Genomic DNA, 19,284 nt, shown 5'->3' with positions numbered 1-19,284 from the left:
TCAAGTGGTAAACATATTGTAAGCGCTTACAATTTATGGTATATTTAACGCGGACAGGTATTCTCAGTCTAGGTTTTTGGGAAATCACTTTGTCCTTCTTCGTATACATCTTAAGAGGAAAACAATCATAAACCACGATCATTTTGGGCCATGGTGGAAATTGCGTATAAGTTCTCTTGGTCGTGTGTTATGAAGAAAGGAACAATGATGACTTGAAAAGAACAAGAAATTTAACCATTTTTTCACTGCTGGTTTTGCTTTTTTCTATTTTCCTGCCAATGACTGGTCTACTGCATGCAAATAGGTCTGCACAGGCTGCCGGGACTGTTTATTCTAATATCGCACCGAATTATCAGACCGATAGCAGCGGCACGCGGCCGGCTCCGGCAAATAGCTGGAGCATCCCTGGACAGACGGATGTTGTTAATCATCAAGGCGGTACAGCTGGTGCTTGGGACGGGGTGACATCTTGGAATGGCGATCCTGCCAATAAGACTAATTCCTATATCAAGTACGGCAGCAATACAAATAATCCGGATTTTGCGATCCGGAAGTATGCGAAACAAACTGCTGTACCTGGTCTGTATGATGTTTATCTGAATGTCAAAGGTAATGAGCAGCAGCAGGTTGATCCACTGGATATTGTTTTGGTTGTTGATATGTCAGGCAGTATGGAATCAGCCAAAGCGGCGGCTGCTAGGCAAGGTGTCAAAGATTTCTTAGCAACATTATTGAATTCCGGTTATGCTGATAAAATCAATGTTGGTTTAGTCGGATATTCTAGTCCTGGTAATAATTATGCCAGTGCACATGTGAATCCTGCGCCAGTCACAAGTGCTCAAGCGGCGGCAATCAATACCGCTTTGTCACCAACGTTTGTTGGCGGTACCTTCACTCAGTCGGGTATTCGTGATGGTAGTACTATGCTGGCATCTTTACCGGCCAATCATAAGAAAATGATGATCCTGATGACAGATGGCGTTCCGACTTTCTCATACAAAGTCACGAATGCAAGCATTATCGGTGGCCTGGCATACGGTACAAGCTTTTCGACGACACTGGATCAACCAGGAAATACTTCCCGACTCAACAGTAGTTATTCAGCGAGTGGTATTACGATTGCTGATACTTGGGCGGCCACGCTTGGTGAGGCTAGAATTCAAAAGGCGGCTGGTGCTGAAATTCATGCTTTAGGTATCCAATTAGCTAACGATGGTACTTACTTAACACAGGCTGAAGTTGAACAACGAATGAAGCTCTTAGCAAGTACTGATTCAACAGGTTTGCCATACTATCAAGCTGCCAATACGCCGGCCGCTATTCAGCAATATTTATACGAACAGTCGCAACTAGCACTGAGCTATTTCAGCACAATCAGTAATGGTCCTATTAACGACCCGCTTGGCAGCCAGTTCTTGTATGCCAATCCGACTGGTTTATCAGTGAACAGTGTCGGCAGCAATGTGATTACGAGTTTGCCGACGGCTGTGATTTCAGGCAGCAATCTGCAGGCGACAAATCTAAATATCGGCTTGAATCAGGAAGTTCAGATTCATTATCAGATTCGCATTAATACTGAAGATGCGGCTTTCCAGCCTGATCATTGGTATCAGACCAACGGGCGGACTCTGTTAACCCCTAACAGTGCCAACCCGACCAACCAAGTTGACTTTGCGATACCTTCGGCAAAAGCACCGGGCGTCTCGATACAGGTCAACAAGCTTTGGAATCTGCTGACATCTGCCAGCCCATTACCATCAGCGGTTGCCTTCACTGTCAATCGTGCTTCGACCACGTCACCGACAGCTTGGCAGCAAGCTAAAGGGTCCTTGGCTCAGTCCGACAATTGGACAAAAAGCTTCACACAGCTGCAAAGCGGCGCGAATACGGTTTATCTGCCTAAGTTCAATAATTTAGGTGCGAATTTCGTTTATACGGTCGTGTCCGAAGATGCAGTGACAGGATTTGTTTCCAATATTGCTAATAATAACGGTGTCTTTACAATCACGAACAGCGAACTCGGCGTCAATGCGGAGAAATACAGCCGCAACAACCAAGCTCCTTTGGCAGGATCGCAATTTGTGATTACGAAATACAACAGTAATTGGACGACTGTCGATTTATCCTTCAGCCCGATTACGATTAACGGCAATCAATCAGCAAATACGAAAATTACACCGGGCTATTATCAAATCCGGGAAAGCAAAGCCCCGGACGGCTACGCTTTAGAGACAACGGCCTTTAATTTCCGTGTTGATGATCAAGGAAAATTCTTTAATGCAAGTAATCAAGAAATCACGTCTGCGGCGCTGCCGGGTGTCGACAATTTCTACCTTAAGAAGACTACTCTCGGTGCACCTGTGATTGTGCTGGCCAAGTATGATGCGCTCAAAGCCTTTAATCTGGTGGTCAATAAGATCGACCAGACGACTGGCAAGTCGCTTACTGGTGCACAATTCACGTTAAAAGACGCGAATGGTACGGTTATTAACGCTCAAGAGAGCGGTGCAACAGCAACGTTTACCTTCAATGGCCTTCCGGTTGGCGCCTATACGCTGACAGAGACACAAGCCCCTAACGGTTATATGCCCTTCAATAAGACCATTACAGTCACAATTGCTGCTGACGGCACTGTCACAGTGACGAATAGTGATGGCTGGACTTCTTCATTGGAAGCTAACGGCAATAATAAAATCGCTTTGACAGTTAAAAATACTGTGAAAAACGTCTTCCCGGCAACGGGCGGACCTGGAACGGAAAAATATGCCGTTATCTCGCTTTCCTTTATTCTGACTGCTTTGGCAGCCAGCGGCCTGTATCTATTTCGGATTAAGAGGAGGCATAAGTCATGATTAAAAAGATATTATCACTGCTTATTGCGTCTCTTCTGATGGGTGTCTTGTTTGCTGTCAATGGTGTCAAGACCTCGATTGCGCGGGCCGATGAAAGCGGGCAGGTGACTGTCATGCTCCATCATCGTTTGAGCTGGGATAATCTGCCGGCCCAAACGGCAAACGACGGGTTAGAACGGGCCGGCTCGGATGGGCTGATTGCTGGTGCAAATACGGCTTTTGCCGTTTACGACATCAGTAACCAATTGAAAAGCTACTCAGGCGATTCGGCTGTTTTCCTAAGCCAATTTAAGACGATGGATCAAGCGGCCATCAACAGTTATATTGCTGATCATAGCTTGACCAAAGTGGCTGAAAAAACCACTGATGCCCAAGGCATTGCCTCATTTAACCTGACAAACGGCCTTCAGCAGGCTTACCTGATTGTGCAATTGCAAAACAACGAACAGTCGGTTAACCAGCTGATGTTTGAACAGCGGTCGGATCCGATTGCCTTCAGTCTGCCAATTTACGCAATGAACAGCAATGTCCCGCTGTCTGTGATTCATCTTTACACGAAGTCCGCCATCGTCAACCGGATTCCTTATTTCTTCAAATACGGGCGGACACGGACGAATACGCAGATGCCTCTTGCAGGCGCTAAATTCGCTTTCTATCAGCTGATCGCTGGCAAGAAAAGCTATCTGACGAATGCAAACGGCTGGCAGGCAAGCGATCATCCTTTGACCGATCCTGCTGTTAGAAAAATCGTTTCCGGGTCTAATGGCCTGGTAGCTTTGGATAACAGCACATTGGCGGCCGGCAGCTATTATTTTGAAGAATTGCAGACACTGACAGGATATGAAATTTCGGCTGCGGCCACGCAGATCAAAGTCGAAATCCCCGCTGCTTCAGCATTGGCCAATATACCGGCAATCACGGTCAACGGCCAGGCACTTGCAAAAACAGTAGCCGGGCAGATTCCCGCCGATGTCTTTAAAAACGCATCACCAAGAGTCTATAACTACGAAAAAGCAGTTAAAAGCAGCAACGGCCAGGTCTTTCCATTCCTGCCCCAGACGGGCGAATCAATCGGTCTTATTTCTCTAGCCGGACTGCTGGCAATATTAGCAACCAGTTTCATATGGCTTCAAAAAAAGAAAAGGAACCTTGAAAAATGAAAAATAAGCTATGGACATTTATAGCCGGCTTAATTCTGCTGCTTCCGCTGACACTTTCATCTTTCGTTGCTTCAACCCAGGCTTTTGCAGCCGACACAAGTACAGTTAATGTGACACTGCACAAGCGGGTTTTCGATGAAGGACAATTACCGGCTGATAAACAAAATACCGGTGAAGTTACAACGGATTTTGGCGGCATGCCGCTCGCAGGCGTTACTTTTACAGCCTACGATGTTACCGATCAATATCTGACATTCCGTGGGTCCGGCGATACAGCCCAGCAGGCCATCGCTAAAATTCAGGCAGCTTCGACGGATGGTGCGCCGGCATATGCAACAATGCTTTCCAGCGGCGTTACCACAGCACCTGACGGCACCTACACGTTTATGAATCTCGCTTTAAAAGATGGCAATAAGGATAAAGTTTATCTTTTCCTTGAAACTGATTCACCAACGAACGTGACTGCCAAAGCCGCACCAATCGTATTGGCTATGCCAATCTACGCTAACGGTTCTGATACACAGATTAATACCAATATTCATGTTTATCCAAAAAATGAAAAGGCAGATCCGATCGTTAAGGATTTGACTGATCAAAGCAAACTGGATTTGACTGTGACTCTGCCTGATGGCAGCAAGATTTTCAACGCTGCTTACGGCCAGACCTTCGGTTATACAATCCAGGTCGCTGTTCCCTGGAACATCAAGGACAAAGATACCTTTACTGTTGTTGATACACCTGATCTTGGTATCGATATTAATACAGCCTCAGTTGCTGTTGCAGGCTTGGTCAAGGGCACTGATTATACAGTTGCTGCTAATCAGCCAGCCGGCAAAGGCTTGGGCTACAAGATTACCTTTGATACAAGCAGTGCAGCTGTTCGTGCACAAGCTGGTAAGAAATTAATGATTACTTATCAGGCAGTTCTGACTAATGCCGCAACACCCGATACCGGATTGAACAACACTGCTTCTCTGGCTATCGGAAATGGGACAGACTTGACAACAACTGATACACCGGGACCGGTTATCTATACTGGCGGTGCTAAGTTCATAAAGGAAGACAAGCAAAGTGCCGCTAAATTAGCTGGTGCTGAATTCAAGCTCGTGAGAGTTAATGCCAGTGGCGACATCGTTGCCTACGCAACACAAGCTGCTGACGGCAGCTACACTTGGAATGCCGCAGCAGCAGGCGCAACTGTTTATACCTCTGATGCCGCAGGCATGCTGAGCCTGAAGGGCCTTGCCTACTCTGCTAAGCTGGCAGCCGGCGAAAGCTATGCGCTGTTGGAAACAAAAGCACCTACAGGTTATGCGCTTTTGACCGCTCCTGTTAAGTTCACTGTGACTCAGGGCAGCTATGGTGACAGAAACACAATCACGATTGTCAATATTCAAAAGGGTATACTGCCTGCTACCGGCGGTTCGGGAATTGTGATCTTCCTGGTCATCGGTTCGATTTTGATGGCAAGTGCCTATCTCTGGAACAAGAAGCGTCAAGACCAAACAGAAATCTAATTTCAAAAGTTGTTTAAAACTTCGGATGCCGTTTCTCTAGGTCCGGAGTTTTTCTTAGCTGGAAAGCGGAGCAGGAATGATGAAAAAACATCGTCCGGAAACTTTCAACGTCTTGTTAAAACTGTTCATTGCTTTGATGTTTTTGATCGGATTTCTCGTCTTCTTCTATCCTTTTGCCGCCGACAGTGTGATTAATTTCGCCTACCAAGGGCAGATCAAAAAGGTTGCTCAGGAAAATTCACGTAACGCCGATCGCCAGGCCGCTAAAATCACACGCCTGCAAAAAGAAAACCGCCAGAAGAGTCTTGAAAATCAACAGATCGGGATTTCGCCGATTAAAGATATTCTTGGTCGGGCTGTCAAGCGCGTGCCCAATAAAAGCCGCCAATATTATTATCAGCATTCACTGGGTAGTATCTTTATTCCAAAAATATCGCTCAGCCTGCCGATTTTTGATAAGACAAACGACACCCTGCTGGAAAAAGGGATTACGTTACTTGATGGCAGTTCCTATCCGACGGGTGGATCAAGTACCCATGCTGTCTTGCTCGGACACAATGGCCTGCCTGACCAGCAGTTGTTTACGCATATCGACCGCCTGAAAAAAGGGGATAAATTTTTCCTGAAGATTCTTGGGAAAAGATTGGCTTATCAGGTGTTTGACATCAAAGTCGTGCGGCCCGACGATTTAAAAGATGTTCAGATCAAACAGGATCAGGACCTTGTCACGCTTGTCACCTGCACACCCTATATGATTAATACCCATCGTCTGTTAGTGACGGGCCGGCATGTTGGATTGGATAAGCGTCAATTTGACCGGGCACAGAAAAAAACAGTCAGCACTCAGACGACCTATCTGACCTTTTATCTCTCACTGATTGCGGCAGCCTTATTATTATTTATCTACTTTGTCTACTGGCAGATTCGCCGCTTTTATCGCGATAAAGCAAAGGAGCAGCCATGAAAAAAGACCGTTCTTCGCGTAAAAAACACAAAAACAAGTTGTGGCTGATCCTGCTCTTTATGGCTGGTTCCTTGATTGCCCTTTATCCCTTTTACGTTGGTGCTGTGAATAATTTTATTGACCAGCAGCGCATCAGGTTGCTGGAAAAAGAGACGGCTGCTGATATTAGTAAAAAAGAAGCGGCCATGGCTAAAAAGAATGCGCAGATTACGCAATTCGGCCTGCATCCAGGCGTCGACCCCTTTTCCGGGGCTGATACCGCGCACCGTGTTGATTTGAAAAAACATTTGATCGGCAGTGTTGAAATTGCCAAGATACGCCTGCGGATTCCTCTATTTGATGAGACTAATTCAGAAATCTTAAACTACGGCGCGGGTGTTTTGCAGGGAACTTCCTTTCCACTGGGCGGACCGAACACACACTCTGTGATCACGGGCCATCGCGGCTTGGCGCAACGGACTTTGTTTACGAATTTAAATCAGCTGAAAAAAGGCGATTTATTTATCCTGACCGTGCTGAAAAAGAAGTTAGCTTATCGGGTGGATCGGATTCGTGTCGTTAAACCGAATAATTATCGTGCTTTGCGGATCGAGCCCGGCCGTGATCTGGTGACTTTGCTGACTTGTACGCCTTATATGATCAATTCCCACCGGCTTTTGGTCACAGGCCATCGCGTGGCTTATCATCCTGCCATGGGGCAGCAGGCCAGGCAGGCGGCGACTGCCAACAACTGGATTCAAATCTCGATTTTAGCGGCAGTTCTATTATTGGCCGCTGGTCAATTACGGTGGTTATACCGCAGTATTCATGCTTCATTGATAGCGAAAAATCATGTTGATTTGGCACTGCGGATTTACGACCGCCGCCGCCAAGAAATGGCCGGTGTCACTGGTTATTTAATGGCCGTCAACCGTAAGAAACCTTTAAAACGCCGCGGGCGACCAATCATGGCGCGTTCAGACCTGCGTGGGCGGATGCTGTTTGCTGATCTGCCTGGCGGTCTCTATTACCTGAAGCTGACTGAAGGGACTGATGGGGATGGCTGCCAGGTGGGGATGCGCCATTTGGGCGACCACCAGATGCGTTTTTACCCGGATGGCAGGCAAAAGTGGCTGTTTATCAATCATGATGGCCAGTTGGCTGTTTACTTGGATCATTAAATTTTGTTGCATGAGTTTGATTGCTGGCTTAAATCAGCAATCAAACTTGTTATTTTCCGAATGGCAATAAAATCGGGCTCGGGGTCTGACATGAGCTCGATTTTTTTCTGCTCTAAAAGCAGCAGCTGGTTGCTTTTTGACGATTTCGGCTGCACAGTTGGATTAATCAGCTCTTTTTGATGAATTTCTAATTGGCCTGCTTTAATTTGGTCAGCAAAATTTTGGTCATGGGAAACAAGAATTACACCGCCAGGATGACTATTAATGAAATCCCGCAGGGCATCCATGGCCCTGATATCTAAAAAATTGGTCGCTTCATCCAGCAGCAATAGATTGAATCGGCCCAGCAGCACGGCCGCTAAATTTGCTTTTACGCGTTCGCCGCCGCTAAGCAGTTTCATCGGCCGGTTAAATAGAGTTTGATTAAAACCGAGGCTGCCTAATAAGTGAAGAATCACTTGATTCGTCTGCTTGGATTGCCGGCGTAAAAGAGCAAAAAGTGTCTCATCAGGAGATGCTAGAGGCAGTGTCTGCTTGAAATAGCCAATTCTAGCCGAAGAATTCCGCCAGATTTTTGGGTCTTTGCTGCCAGCAATTGCTGTTAATAAGCTTGTTTTACCACTGCCGTTTGGTCCTCTTAGAACGAGGTGCTCGCCGAAAATCAGTTTTAAATCGATGCCGGCAATCAGCTGCTGGTGATTTCGCATTAGTGTGAAATTCGAAAGACGGAGTAAAGTTTGCCCATGTTTTTCCTTACTTGATAAATCAACAAATTGCAGTCGGGATTCATGTGCTGGTTTTTTCAATTTTGGCATGCGCGCAATCCGTTTTTCTATAGCTTTAGCGCCGCTCTGGAGCTTCTTTTCCAAATGATCGTGACTGCTTCTGCTGACCGCTTTCTTGTCAGATTGCGACAACTTGCCGCGATTGCCTTTTTTCACGCGGTAAGCAGCTTGAGTGCGCTTAATAACCTGAGCCTCTAGGCGGGATTTCTTCTTCTCATTAAGCGCATAAGCGACTGATTGGCGTGCTTGGGCGGCCTTTAATTGTGCTTGGTATTCCGTGTAATTGCCGCTATATTCTGTGACCTGCCCGCCGGAAAAAGCCCAAATCTTGTTTGCCAGGCTATCCAATAAAGCTCGGTCATGAGACACAATCATCAGACTGCCTGAGAATTTTTTCAAACTGCTTATCAGCCATTGCTGATTGTCTGCATCAAGGTTGCTGCTGGGTTCATCCAATAACAGGATTTCAACCGGCATTTTCAATAGCTGCAGCAGTACTTGTTTCTGTTTTTCGCCGCCGCTCTGCTGATTGAGGTCTTGGATTTGTGGCAGCATCGCCGCAGACACGTGGTAATGAATCGCTGTGTCTTTATTGAAAATTGCCTTCAATAGTGTTGTTTTACCGCTGCCATTATTGCCCACGATACCGATACGATCGCCTTTGGACATGGCCAAATGGTCAATCGAAAAAAGCACTTGGCCGGCGATTTCTTTTCGCAGCTTTGTGATCGTTAATAGTTGCATAAATTCTCCTTTTTAACATTTCGTGAATTAAAAAGTTAAATTTGTCATAATAAAAAGCCCTCTTTTCTTTCGAAATTAGGGCTGATGCGCGTCTCTTTAAAAACTATTTTTATGCGCATGCAGCCATTGCTTTGAATTAACAAAACATCACGTTTTGAAAATTTGAAACAAGCGCTTAGTTCCGCATCTATAGCCTCCAAATAATTATTGCTATTGTATCACAGTAATATCACCGGCAACTTCCGGCATCAAACAGAAAAACCGCCTTCAGAAAACTCACGAATTTTTTTGATTTGTCGGCTTTTTTAAGGTACGATAACAGCAAAATCATCATGAAAGGGCCTTTCTGATCATGAATTTCATCCGAGTAGCCGATAATACTTTTTTAATTAATCAAGAGGGACAGTTCGCTGCCGGCAGTTTGACGGATCTCACGCTGCACCGGCATCAGGGCCAGGCGGAATTGGCACTGGCAAAGACAGACGATAACTACGAGACGCAAGGCGTTTTTCAGTCCGATACCTTTAAAACACCGGCTTTTTCACAGCTGTTAATGTCTTGGAATGGTCAAACACCCCAGAGCACTTATTTGGAATTGCAGGCACGCGTGAAAGTCGGCGATCAGTGGTCGGCTTGGCTTTCTTGGGGCAAATGGGGAACCACGATCGCTTCTGCCAGCGTGACCAACGATGCCGATTCTCTGGCTTTTGTCGATACAGATACGCTGATTGTCAGGCACGATGCCCGGGCCGATCAAGTCCAAATCAGGGCCTTCTTGCATAGCGATCACACGACTTTGACGCCGACGCTGCAGCTGATTGGTTTCTCTGTTCTGACAGATGAACAAAAACACGATCATGATAGTGGGATGCCGTTGAATAAAGACATCCCGACGCCGGCCTATGCCCAACTGGTACGGGATCCGAAGCTGGCGCCCAATATCTGCAGCCCGACGACGATCACGATGGCGATGAACCGGATGGGCCGCAATCTTTTAGTCGAAGAGACGGCTTATCAGGATTACGATTACGTCTATCAAGGTTTTGGCAATTGGGCTTTTAACATGGCTTTGGCCGGCAGTTACGGTTTTCAGGCTTATGCCGAATTCACGACAATTGACGGCTTGAAAAAAGAAATTGCGGCTGGATATCCGGTCGGGGTCAGCGTGCAGTATACAAATGACCCCAATGATAAGACACTGCCTCATCTGGAAAACACCTATGGGCCGACTCACGGCCATTTGCTGCTGGTACGCGGTTTTCAGACGATCGACGACACAGAGTATGTCTTAGTCAACGATCCTTTTGCCGCTTCCAATCAGCAGGCAGCCAAACGCTATCGTCTGTCGCAATTTCAAAACGCCTGGTCGACACATATGGCCTATATCATTCATGAAAATAAGCCAGCTGTGATTGCTGACCGTACAAAACGACAGCAGGCTTTTTTGCGCCCGACCGATGAAAAAAATACTTTCGCTTTGTATTTGGGTCAGCACCGACTTGCTTTTCCTGCTGATTTTGCCGATGCCAGCGATCCTTTGAAAATTAAGTCCGGCAGCTTGGCTTATAGTTTGACAGCTGATCCAGAAGACCAGGATTTGGCGGGGCAGCATTTTTACTATACGCACGCGACTAAATCTGGGAATGTTTACCTAGATTTATCAGAAATCAAAAAACAGACTGCTGGCAAAAAAAGCCGATTAACCCTTTATGTGATGGCTGCGCTGGATAAAACCTATATTGCCGAAATGCCGATCATTTAAGGCTTTTCCGCCCTTTTATTGTGCTTTTTCCGACTGAAATTCATCCGTCTTGCTGAAAAATTAGTAAAAAAAGGGTAATCTTTTCTTAAGAGAGTTTTCATTGTGCAACATGTTTGCGGGAATCAGGGTTGGTATTTTCTTGCCAGTCTTGAAGTTATTTAAGATCTTTTTCCTTTTTTATTTGGCGTCATGAACAAATTCCGTTAGGAGGCGGTTATTTTCTTTAATAAAATGTCGAAAAATTCAATTAGCAACGGCTTTTTGCGATACAGCAGCTATGTGATTGCACTGGGCGGTTTTCTGTTCGGTTATGATACTGGCGTCATTAATGGTGCTTTGGTCTTCATGAGCAAACCTGATCAGCTGAATCTAACACCGGCGCTGCAGGGAATTGTGTCGAGTTCTTTGGTTCTCGGCGCCTGCTTTGGTGCTTTGGCCAGCGGACGCGTTGCCGATAAAGTTGGCCGCCGCCGAAGCCTTCGATGGGTCGCTTTTTTATTTACTGTCTCGACGATCTTCTGTGCTTTGTCGATGAACTTTGTTTTTATGGCAGTCTTTCGATTCATCCTCGGCTTAGCCGTTGGTGCAGCATCGAGTCTGTCACCCATGTATCTAGCTGAAATCTCGCCGGAGGCTGTGCGGGCGTTCAATGTGAACAAAAATGCCATTTTTATTGTCTTGGGGCAATTAGCAGCCTTTTGTATGAATGCCCTTTTGGGAAACGTCTGGGGCAGTTGGGGCCCAATCTGGCGCATCATGATTTTACTAGCCAGCGTGCCTGCGATTGTCCTATGGATTAATTCATTTCATATCGTTAACAGCCCGCATTGGCTATTGTTGCAAAAGCAGTTTGCAAAAGCGCGGCGTGCCTTTAAAAAACTCGGATTCGATGCAGCTGACCTGGTTCGTATCAAAGAGAGTCAGCCGGCCAAAGGGCAGGCATCTCAGGGACTGAGCTGGCGCAGTATTTTTAAAAGCCGCAGCTTGATTTATCTGCTGATTTCGGGCTCAATTGTTGCTTTGATTCAGCAGATTTCGGGGGTCAACACGGTCATGTATTACGGCACGATTCTGTTGGAACGCAGCGGCATGGGACAAAGCGCTTCGCTGTATGCCAATATTCTGATCGGGATTGTCTCAGTGATTGCCAGCATTATTGGTACGAGCATGATCGATCGTTATGACCATCATCGAATGCTTTTGATCGGCCTGGCCGGAAACATCTTCTTTTTAGGGCTTCTGGGCTTGGTTCTGCAGCTCCATCTATTGACAGGCTGGCTTAGCAACATTGTGATTCTGCTCCTGTTAGCACTATTTTTGGCCAGTCACCAAGGTGTTGTCAGCCCTGTTACCTGGCTGATTATGTCGGAAATGTTCCCAGCCAGTGTTAAAGCGCGTTTTATGGCTTTATCAACCACGACACTTTGGATGACGAACTTTTTGATTGCTTTGATCTATCCTATCTTGATCACAGCGCTCGGCACTGCGGCAGTCTTCTTTATCTTCACGGCTGCAAACGGTGTCAGTGTGCTGCTGTCAATCTTTGTTTTGGACGGCCGCCGCGTCCACACAGCCTATATGCAAAACGAATATGTCACACAAAAAGGAGAAAAACATGCCTGATTTTTTTATTGAAACGACCAAAGCAGCTTCTGTGCTGCCAACTAACAGCCGGCCGAAATTTTTTATGTTTGGGGTTCCTAGTTATACGAACATGGGTGATCAGGCTGTCTCTTTAGCTGCACGTAAATATATTGAAGCTGAATTTCCTGAATTTGAATACATTGAAATTATGGAAGATGATAACGAAAGCGGTATGGCGGCAGTTGAGAAAATCATCACTTCCCAAGATATCGTCGCTTTTGTTGGCGGCGGCAACATGGGCAGCCTTTATACGGACCACGAGACTGCGCGCCGTGCCGTTTTCTCGACTTTTGTTAATAATTTGACGATTTCTTTTCCGCAATCTATCCATTTCGAAGAGACGCCTTTTGGCCAAAAAGAACAGCGGTTAAGCCAAGCGGCCTACAAGAAAAATCCGCATTTGTTTTTGCTTGCACGTGATGCACAAAGCTATCACCGTATGCAGACCACTTTTGAGAATCGTGTCCTGTTTACGCCTGATATGGTGCTGTATTTTAAGCCAAGAAAATTCAATTTTAAACGGTCGGGTGCACTTTTTGTGCTGCGCCATGATGGCGAAAAAGTTGTTGACGAACCCTTGATGGATTCGATGAAGACGATCCTGAATAACGGCCGGCCGATTAACCGGACAGATACGGTTTTGGATTCGGTTGACAAAATTAGTCCATTGACACGCGAAACCTTATTTAACCAGCAGTTGGAATTGTTTGCCCATCAAGAAATGATCATTACCGACCGCTGGCATGCCATGGTCTTTTCTGTGCTGACCGGGACACCGTGCCTGCTTTTTGGCAACAGTTACGGCAAGGGCAAACATGCTTATGTCGATTGGCTTGAACATATTGATTGGATTGATTATACGGATGAGACGGATCCCAATCGCTTGAAGCAGATTGTTGATCGTTTAATGGCCAGCAAAATACATGATTTTGATCTTCGCCCCGATTTTGATCAGCTGCACCGCTTGATTGCCAGGCATTTGCAGACGATGAAATAGTTTTGTGCCCTTAATTATACGGACTCAATCAAAAAAAGACCCTTGTGGTCCTTTTTTTAGTCCTGTTTTTTCTGCTGTTTTTCTACTTCATCGACTTTACGCATCATGTCGTCTTTTTTGCTGGCAAGCTCGCCGACCTTGTCTTTGACAACACCAGTTGCATCAGTTAAGACATCTTTGACTTTGCTGGCTGCATCGCCAAGTGTCTTTTTGCCTTCTTGGAAGATTTCGCCGGTAGTTTTATCAGAGATTTTTTTGACCTTATCTGTGAATTTATCTTTCAGCGAATCGGCTTTGTCCGTCCAATCGTCTGCCGACTCATCAATTTTCTTAGCCGCAAATACTGTGCTGGCAACCAAGATACCGCCGGTAATCAAAGCAAATGATGCGGTAATTTTGAGAAACTTTTTGAATTCTTCCATGGAAATGAACACTCCTTTGGTTATTAAAGTTGACTGTGATTTTCAATAGGTTGTTTTGAACTGTGCTGCAATAGTTCGGTGAAACAGGCAAATTAACGCCTGATTTAATTATAATACGAACATGTTTCTAATGTAAACGCTTTCATATATAATTGTTTATGTAGGTAGTCTGTTTTAAATGGGCAATGAGGATAATGAAGATGCAGAAAGATTATTTAGCCTTTGATATTGGCGGGACGGATATTAAATATGGTTTGCTGGATCATTCCGGCAATCTGATCGAACACGACAAAGTGGCGACGCCGGACCAGAATTTAGATGTGTTCATGGCTGCAATTAAAACGATTATCGAACGTTTCGACGGCCGTTTTCGCGGTATTTGTTTCAGCGTGCCGGGCACAATCGATCATGACCATGGCGAGATTATTTATGGTGGCGGCAGTCTGCCTTTTATGGATCACAAATCCTTACCGGAATTGCTGAATCTAGGCGAGACCATTCCTGTCACCGTGGAAAACGATGCCAAAGCAGCCGCACTGGCAGAATTATGGCTGGGAAATTTAAAGGGCATTAAAAATGGTGCTGTGATTACATTAGGCACGGGCGTCGGCGGCGGTATCGTTGCCAACAGCCAACTTTTATATGGCAGCCATTTTCAAGCCGGTGAATTGAGCTTTATGTCCGACTGGCAGGACATTCAAACCGATACGACCATTGGGAAGACTGGTTCGGCAATTGTCATGATTCAGAAGATTGCCGAGCTTTTAAACTTGCCAAATAAAAAAGACGGCTTAGCTGTCTTTAAAGCGATCAATGCTTCAGACCCAAGGGTCTTGGCGATTTTCCAAGATTTCTGCCGAACAATCGCAGCCTTGATTAATAATGTCCAGACCGTGATTGATGGTGAACGTTTCGTGATTGGCGGCGGCATTTCTGCCCAAAATATCGTGATCGAGACGATTCAAAAGGAATATCTGACACTGAGAAAAGCAATTCCGGTGCTGGACGCGACTTTAAAAATGCCTGAAATCATGGAGGCCAAATTCCACAACGATGCCAATCTGTATGGGGCTTTGTATCACATGCTACTGGTAGTCGATCAGGGAGGGATTTAACTGAGTTTTTTAAACATAAACAGCTGTGTGGTCCCGCAATTATATTTCAGCTTGGAAAAGGCAAAAAGCTGTCCTGAATTCAGATAGGAATCATCGCGCACGACCAAAGCTGGTGCGCCCTGAGACAAATGGAAGAAATCCGCTTCCTTTTCAGTCAGTGTGTCGGCTGAAATGATCTCGTCTAAGAATCCCGGTTTAATAGTGGCCTGCGAGCGCAAAAAGTCAAATAAAGACCCATATAAAGCGTCTTCTGGAATCGCACCGACAACATCGTCCAGATAATAAGAACATTCCAGTACGTAGGGCGCACCGTCCAGAGTTCGAAAACGTTTGACCTCAATTAATCTCGTGCCGATCGGAAGTTCGCAGCCGATTGGCAAAAATTCAGCTTCCTGAAGAGGAATGGTTCGCTGACGGGCTTTTTTTGTCTCCAGCCGATGAGTCTGGCGTGATAATTCTTCAGCCAGGTTAACTTTATTCTGCATTGTGATCGTATGGCTGTTTCGCCGCGGCCGAACAAAAGTCCCGATGCCATGGGCTTGGTAAGTGTAGCCCATGCTGGCCAACTGCGACAAGGCCTGGCGAAGCGTGTAGCGGGTCACATCGTAGCGAGCCATCAGTTCCGGTTCGCTCGCCAATTTACGGCTGTGGTCACCGATATGGCCTTTTTGAATTTCAGCTGTCATTTTCTTAACCAATGCGGCCGTATCCAAGCTGCTGATTTGTTGTGTCATGATAGATCCTTTCTAGCAGGCAAAATATGCGGCGTTTAAAAAAGCATCCGCTCATGGATGCGTTTTAAAAAATTTTAAGCGAGCTGACTGCCATTATGCCGAATCAAATTCTGATACCAATAGAAGGAGTCCTTTTTAAGGCGCTTGAGGCTGCCTTCTCCGGCATCGTTTTTATCGACGTAAATCAGTCCATAGCGTTTATCCATTTGGCCGGTGCCCGCTGAGACCAGATCGATGATCCCCCAAGGCGTATAGCCAAGCAGATTGACACCGTCCTCGTCGACGGCCAGTGCCATCTGTTCAATGTGCTTTTTCAGGTAATCAATCCGATAGTCGTCATGGATCTGGTCACCGTCTAGTTTGTCAAAAGCACCAAGGCCGTTTTCGACGATAAATAACGGCAGGTCAAAACGCTGGCTGAACCAATTCAAAGTGACCCTTAAGCCGACTGGGTCGATTTCCCATCCCCAATCGGATCGGGATAGGGCCGGATTTTTAACCTCGATATTTTGGCCCGGCGTCATAAAATCAGCTGGTTCGTCTGCGGCCGCTTTGACGACGTGCGAAGCATAATAGGAAAAACCAATGTAGTCGACAGTACCGGCCTTTAATATGTCTTCATCGGCCAGCGTGATGCCGATATCATAATTTTTAACGGAAAAATAATGTTTCAGCCAAGCTGGATACCTGCCTTTACATTGGATGTCAGCATACCAGCAGTTGGCCTGCATCAGTTTCTGAGCCTTCATCGTATCTTTAGGGTCAGGGCTGGCCGGGTAGACAGGCCCGGTGGAAAACATGCTGCCGATCATAAAATTCGGGTTGATTCGATGGCCGATTTGGACGGCTAATGCGCTGGCCACTAATTCATGATGGCTGGCACGGTACATAAGCAGTTCGGCGTTTTCGCCTGGCTGAATCTGCAGGCCGGAGTTCGTAAACAGCGACCAGTCGTTCATGCCGCTGGTCTGATTATTGATTTCGTTAAAAGTCATCCAATAGGTAACTTTGTCTTTGTAACGCTTGAAGACAACTTCGGCGTAATGTGTGAAAAAGCCGATCAGTTTACGATTGCGCCAGCCGCCATAGGCTTTGACCAGGTGGTAGGGCATTTCAAAATGAGACAACGTAATGACGGGCTGGATATGGTATTTCAGCAGCTCGTCAAAAAGCTTGTCATAGAAAGCCAAGCCGGCTTCGTTTGGCAATTCTTCATCGCCTTGAGGGAAAATCCGAGACCAGGCAATACTGGTCCGAAAGCACTTCAAGCCTAATTCAGCAAAAAGTTTCACATCATCTTGATATCGGTCGTAAAAATCGATCGCTTCATGATTGGGATAATTCTTGCCGGGGATGACACCATCTGTAATTTCTCGGGGAACGCCATTGGCACCAGCTGTCATCACATCAGCAATACTGATACCTTTGCCGCCAGCCTGCCAGCCGCCTTCGAGTTGATGGGCGGCGACAGCGCCGCCCCATAAAAAGTTTTTTGAGAACGCCAAAAAATACCTCCAATTTAGCCTAATTGCGGCTTTCGCCAATTTCTGTACAGATATGCTTATTTTTGCTGATCCAAACGTCGATACAAGTCAATCAACTCGCCGGCCAAGTCACGGAAGGTAATTGCGTTCATAATATGATCCTGGCCGTGTACCATCAGCAGCGACACATGGGCGTGCTTGCCATTCGCTTCATCTGTCAGCATGGCAGTCTGGGCGTTGTGAGCCTGTGATAAGAAGCCGTCAGCCTCTTTTAATTTGGCTTCCGCTTGGTCGAAATCACCTGTCTTAGCAGCTCTTAAGGCTTCAAAAGCCGAGCTTTTTGCGTTTCCGCCAAACATAATCAACTGCATCACAACCTGCAGTTCTTGATCGTTTTCTTCGAGTGTTTTTGCTTCTGTCATTTTTGTCCTACCAGGGCCAGAGCAGACTTTAAAACATTGTCGCCCTTCATTAGGCCGTAATCCTGCATATTAATTACTTCAACCGGAATATCGATTCTCTTTTTAAAGTCATCTTCCATGTACCTGACTTGTGGGCCGAGCATTAGAACATCCGGATGCATTTCTTCAATGATGTTACCGGCGTCAGACGCTGCCGTGGCTTGGATTTCCGCGTCAATGCCGTCGGCTTCAGCTGCTTTTTTCATTTTGGAAACCAGCATACTGGTCGACATACCAGCTGCACAAACTAATAAAATTTTAGTAGCCATTCTAAACTCCAATCCTTATTGTTAGCGCTTACATTTTTCTTTAAAAGAAGTTGTTCGCTAGCCGAAAAGGCGGGGCCGGCAAACAGACTCATTCGAATGAGCACTCATCCGAACGACTTCATGTTAGCATAACCCTTCATTAGTGTAAACGCTTTCTTTACGAGTAAACTGGGAAAAAGGGCCTAAATGATTTTATTTGAAAGCGCTTTCTTTATTACTTAAGTAGACTCCCTGACAATCAGTTCAACTGGTAAATTAATTTGTTTATCGGGATTGTTCAGCTGCTCGCGATCGTAATTATTGACAAGCAGATCTACTGCCAAATAACCTTCTTGCCATTTTGGCTGATTAATAGTTGTGAGAGAAGGGCTGATCACATTCGAAATAATGGTGTTGTCAAAACCGATAATTGCCACATCTTCAGGAATTTTTAATTTCAATTTGCGAGCAGCGCTAACAACCCCTGCCCCAAGAGTGTCTGAAACACAAAAGAAGGCATCAGGATGGTTTTTCTGATTTAGGAGACGAACAGCTGTTGAATAGGCAAGATCATAACTAATCACAGGCAAGGACACAATCCAATCTGGATTGATTTTTGCGCCCGCCTCCGTGATAGCGGAACAGAAACCACGTTCTCGTTCATGCGCATATTTAAAGTCTTGATTGCCATTGATCATGGCAAGTTGTTTTTTGCCACTCACTAAAAATTGTTTACTTGCCATTTTGGCAGCGCTGTAATCGTCTATAGATACGAATGGCAGTTGAGCACTAGGATTATATTCACAGCATTGGACGACACGCGTCATTTTAGCAATCTTGTTCAAAATATACGTTGGCAGCTGGTTGAGAATAATTACGCCGAAGACGTGCAGCTTCGTAATTAGAGTCGCAAAAAGCAGAATATTGGATGCGTTCAAGGCAGTCTGATCAACAAGTAAATGATAGCCATTGGATTCAGCTGATTCTTTGGCACCTTCAATCACTTCTGCGTAAAAAATGTTCGTAATATCAGGCACGTTTAGTAAAATAATTCGTTTTTGGCCATTTTGTTTTGTATCTTTATGTGCATAGCCGAACTTGTCTATCGCTGCTTGAATGCGCTCAGCTGTGCTATTTTTGATTTTTTCAGGGTGATGCATAAAACGAGAAACAGTTGCCGCTGAAACGTTGGCAGCCTTGGCAATATCGTAAGCGTTTATCTTTGTTTTCATTGC

At 45.8% G+C, this 19,284-nt stretch carries 16 protein-coding genes; 9 read left to right on the top strand and 7 right to left on the bottom strand.

From position 1 onward, the window contains the following. Positions 1-212 precede the first annotated feature (212 nt). From ABF487_RS00595 to ABF487_RS00575, 5 genes are all read left to right on the top strand, one after another. Entirely contained in the window at positions 213-2,852 is a 2,640-nt protein-coding gene (locus ABF487_RS00595) for a SpaA isopeptide-forming pilin-related protein (RefSeq protein WP_415634188.1), read from the top strand. Beyond that, positions 2,849-4,012, top strand: a complete 1,164-nt coding sequence (locus ABF487_RS00590) for a pilin N-terminal domain-containing protein (RefSeq protein WP_415634187.1) — start codon at positions 2,849-2,851, stop codon at positions 4,010-4,012. Before ABF487_RS00595 ends, ABF487_RS00590 begins: the two co-directional genes overlap by 4 nt. Beyond that, a complete protein-coding gene (locus ABF487_RS00585) occupies positions 4,009-5,529 on the top strand; it encodes a SpaH/EbpB family LPXTG-anchored major pilin (protein ID WP_415634186.1) in 1,521 nt (506 codons plus the stop codon). The genes ABF487_RS00590 and ABF487_RS00585 overlap by 4 nt, the downstream gene beginning before the upstream one ends. A 76-nt stretch (positions 5,530-5,605) precedes the next feature. After that, a complete protein-coding gene (locus ABF487_RS00580) occupies positions 5,606-6,493 on the top strand; it encodes a class C sortase (protein ID WP_415627806.1) in 888 nt (295 codons plus the stop codon). After that, the gene (locus ABF487_RS00575; RefSeq protein ID WP_263779618.1) at positions 6,490-7,653 is read left to right on the top strand and encodes a class C sortase; all 1,164 of its coding nucleotides are present in this window, start codon (positions 6,490-6,492) and stop codon (positions 7,651-7,653) included. Before ABF487_RS00580 ends, ABF487_RS00575 begins: the two co-directional genes overlap by 4 nt. Here the strand turns inward: ABF487_RS00575 and ABF487_RS00570 are convergent. Then, a complete protein-coding gene (locus ABF487_RS00570; protein ID WP_263779619.1) occupies positions 7,650-9,182 on the bottom strand; it encodes an ATP-binding cassette domain-containing protein in 1,533 nt (510 codons plus the stop codon). The genes ABF487_RS00575 and ABF487_RS00570 overlap by 4 nt on opposite strands. A gap of 352 nt (positions 9,183-9,534) precedes the next feature. Between ABF487_RS00570 and ABF487_RS00565 the strand changes: the two genes are divergently transcribed. The 3 genes from ABF487_RS00565 (at position 9,535) to ABF487_RS00555 (ending at position 13,585) form a co-directional block, all read left to right on the top strand. Next, on the top strand, positions 9,535-10,944 hold the full coding sequence (locus ABF487_RS00565; RefSeq protein ID WP_263779620.1) for a C39 family peptidase: 1,410 nt from the start codon (positions 9,535-9,537) through the stop codon (positions 10,942-10,944). Between the two features lie 231 nt (positions 10,945-11,175). Next, positions 11,176-12,567: a sugar porter family MFS transporter gene (locus tag ABF487_RS00560; protein WP_263779621.1), complete on the top strand. Its 1,392-nt coding sequence runs from the start codon at positions 11,176-11,178 to the stop codon at positions 12,565-12,567. Then, complete coding sequence (locus ABF487_RS00555; protein ID WP_263779622.1) at positions 12,560-13,585, top strand: polysaccharide pyruvyl transferase family protein; 1,026 nt, start codon at positions 12,560-12,562, stop codon at positions 13,583-13,585. Before ABF487_RS00560 ends, ABF487_RS00555 begins: the two co-directional genes overlap by 8 nt. 56 nt (positions 13,586-13,641) lie before the next feature. On the opposite strand, the gene ABF487_RS00550 is transcribed toward ABF487_RS00555, so the two are convergent. Beyond that, a complete protein-coding gene (locus ABF487_RS00550) occupies positions 13,642-14,007 on the bottom strand; it encodes a hypothetical protein (protein WP_415634185.1) in 366 nt (121 codons plus the stop codon). Positions 14,008-14,207: 200 nt separating this feature from the next. Between ABF487_RS00550 and ABF487_RS00545 the strand changes: the two genes are divergently transcribed. Beyond that, the gene (locus tag ABF487_RS00545; RefSeq protein ID WP_415634184.1) at positions 14,208-15,122 is read left to right on the top strand and encodes an ROK family protein; all 915 of its coding nucleotides are present in this window, start codon (positions 14,208-14,210) and stop codon (positions 15,120-15,122) included. Here ABF487_RS00545 and ABF487_RS00540 read toward each other — a convergent pair. From ABF487_RS00540 to ABF487_RS00520, 5 genes are all read right to left on the bottom strand, one after another. Beyond that, the gene (locus ABF487_RS00540) at positions 15,119-15,856 is read right to left on the bottom strand and encodes a GntR family transcriptional regulator (protein ID WP_263779624.1); all 738 of its coding nucleotides are present in this window, start codon (positions 15,854-15,856) and stop codon (positions 15,119-15,121) included. The genes ABF487_RS00545 and ABF487_RS00540 overlap by 4 nt on opposite strands. 74 nt (positions 15,857-15,930) lie before the next feature. Then, entirely contained in the window at positions 15,931-17,361 is a 1,431-nt protein-coding gene (locus ABF487_RS00535; RefSeq protein WP_263779625.1) for a 6-phospho-beta-glucosidase, read from the bottom strand. A gap of 56 nt (positions 17,362-17,417) precedes the next feature. Next, positions 17,418-17,762, bottom strand: coding sequence for a PTS lactose/cellobiose transporter subunit IIA (locus ABF487_RS00530; protein ID WP_263779626.1), 345 nt, complete (start codon positions 17,760-17,762; stop codon positions 17,418-17,420). Then, a complete protein-coding gene (locus ABF487_RS00525; protein ID WP_263779627.1) occupies positions 17,759-18,070 on the bottom strand; it encodes a PTS sugar transporter subunit IIB in 312 nt (103 codons plus the stop codon). Before ABF487_RS00525 ends, ABF487_RS00530 begins: the two co-directional genes overlap by 4 nt. A gap of 218 nt (positions 18,071-18,288) precedes the next feature. Further along, positions 18,289-19,281, bottom strand: a complete 993-nt coding sequence (locus tag ABF487_RS00520) for a LacI family DNA-binding transcriptional regulator (protein ID WP_263779628.1) — start codon at positions 19,279-19,281, stop codon at positions 18,289-18,291. Positions 19,282-19,284 lie beyond the last annotated feature (3 nt).

The organism is Oenococcus sp. (genome assembly GCF_047725585.1).
GTDB lineage: Bacteria > Bacillota > Bacilli > Lactobacillales > Lactobacillaceae > Oenococcus > Oenococcus kitaharae_A.
Note: the sequence above shows the minus strand (reverse complement) of the source record. Positions and strands in the feature narration are given on the sequence as shown.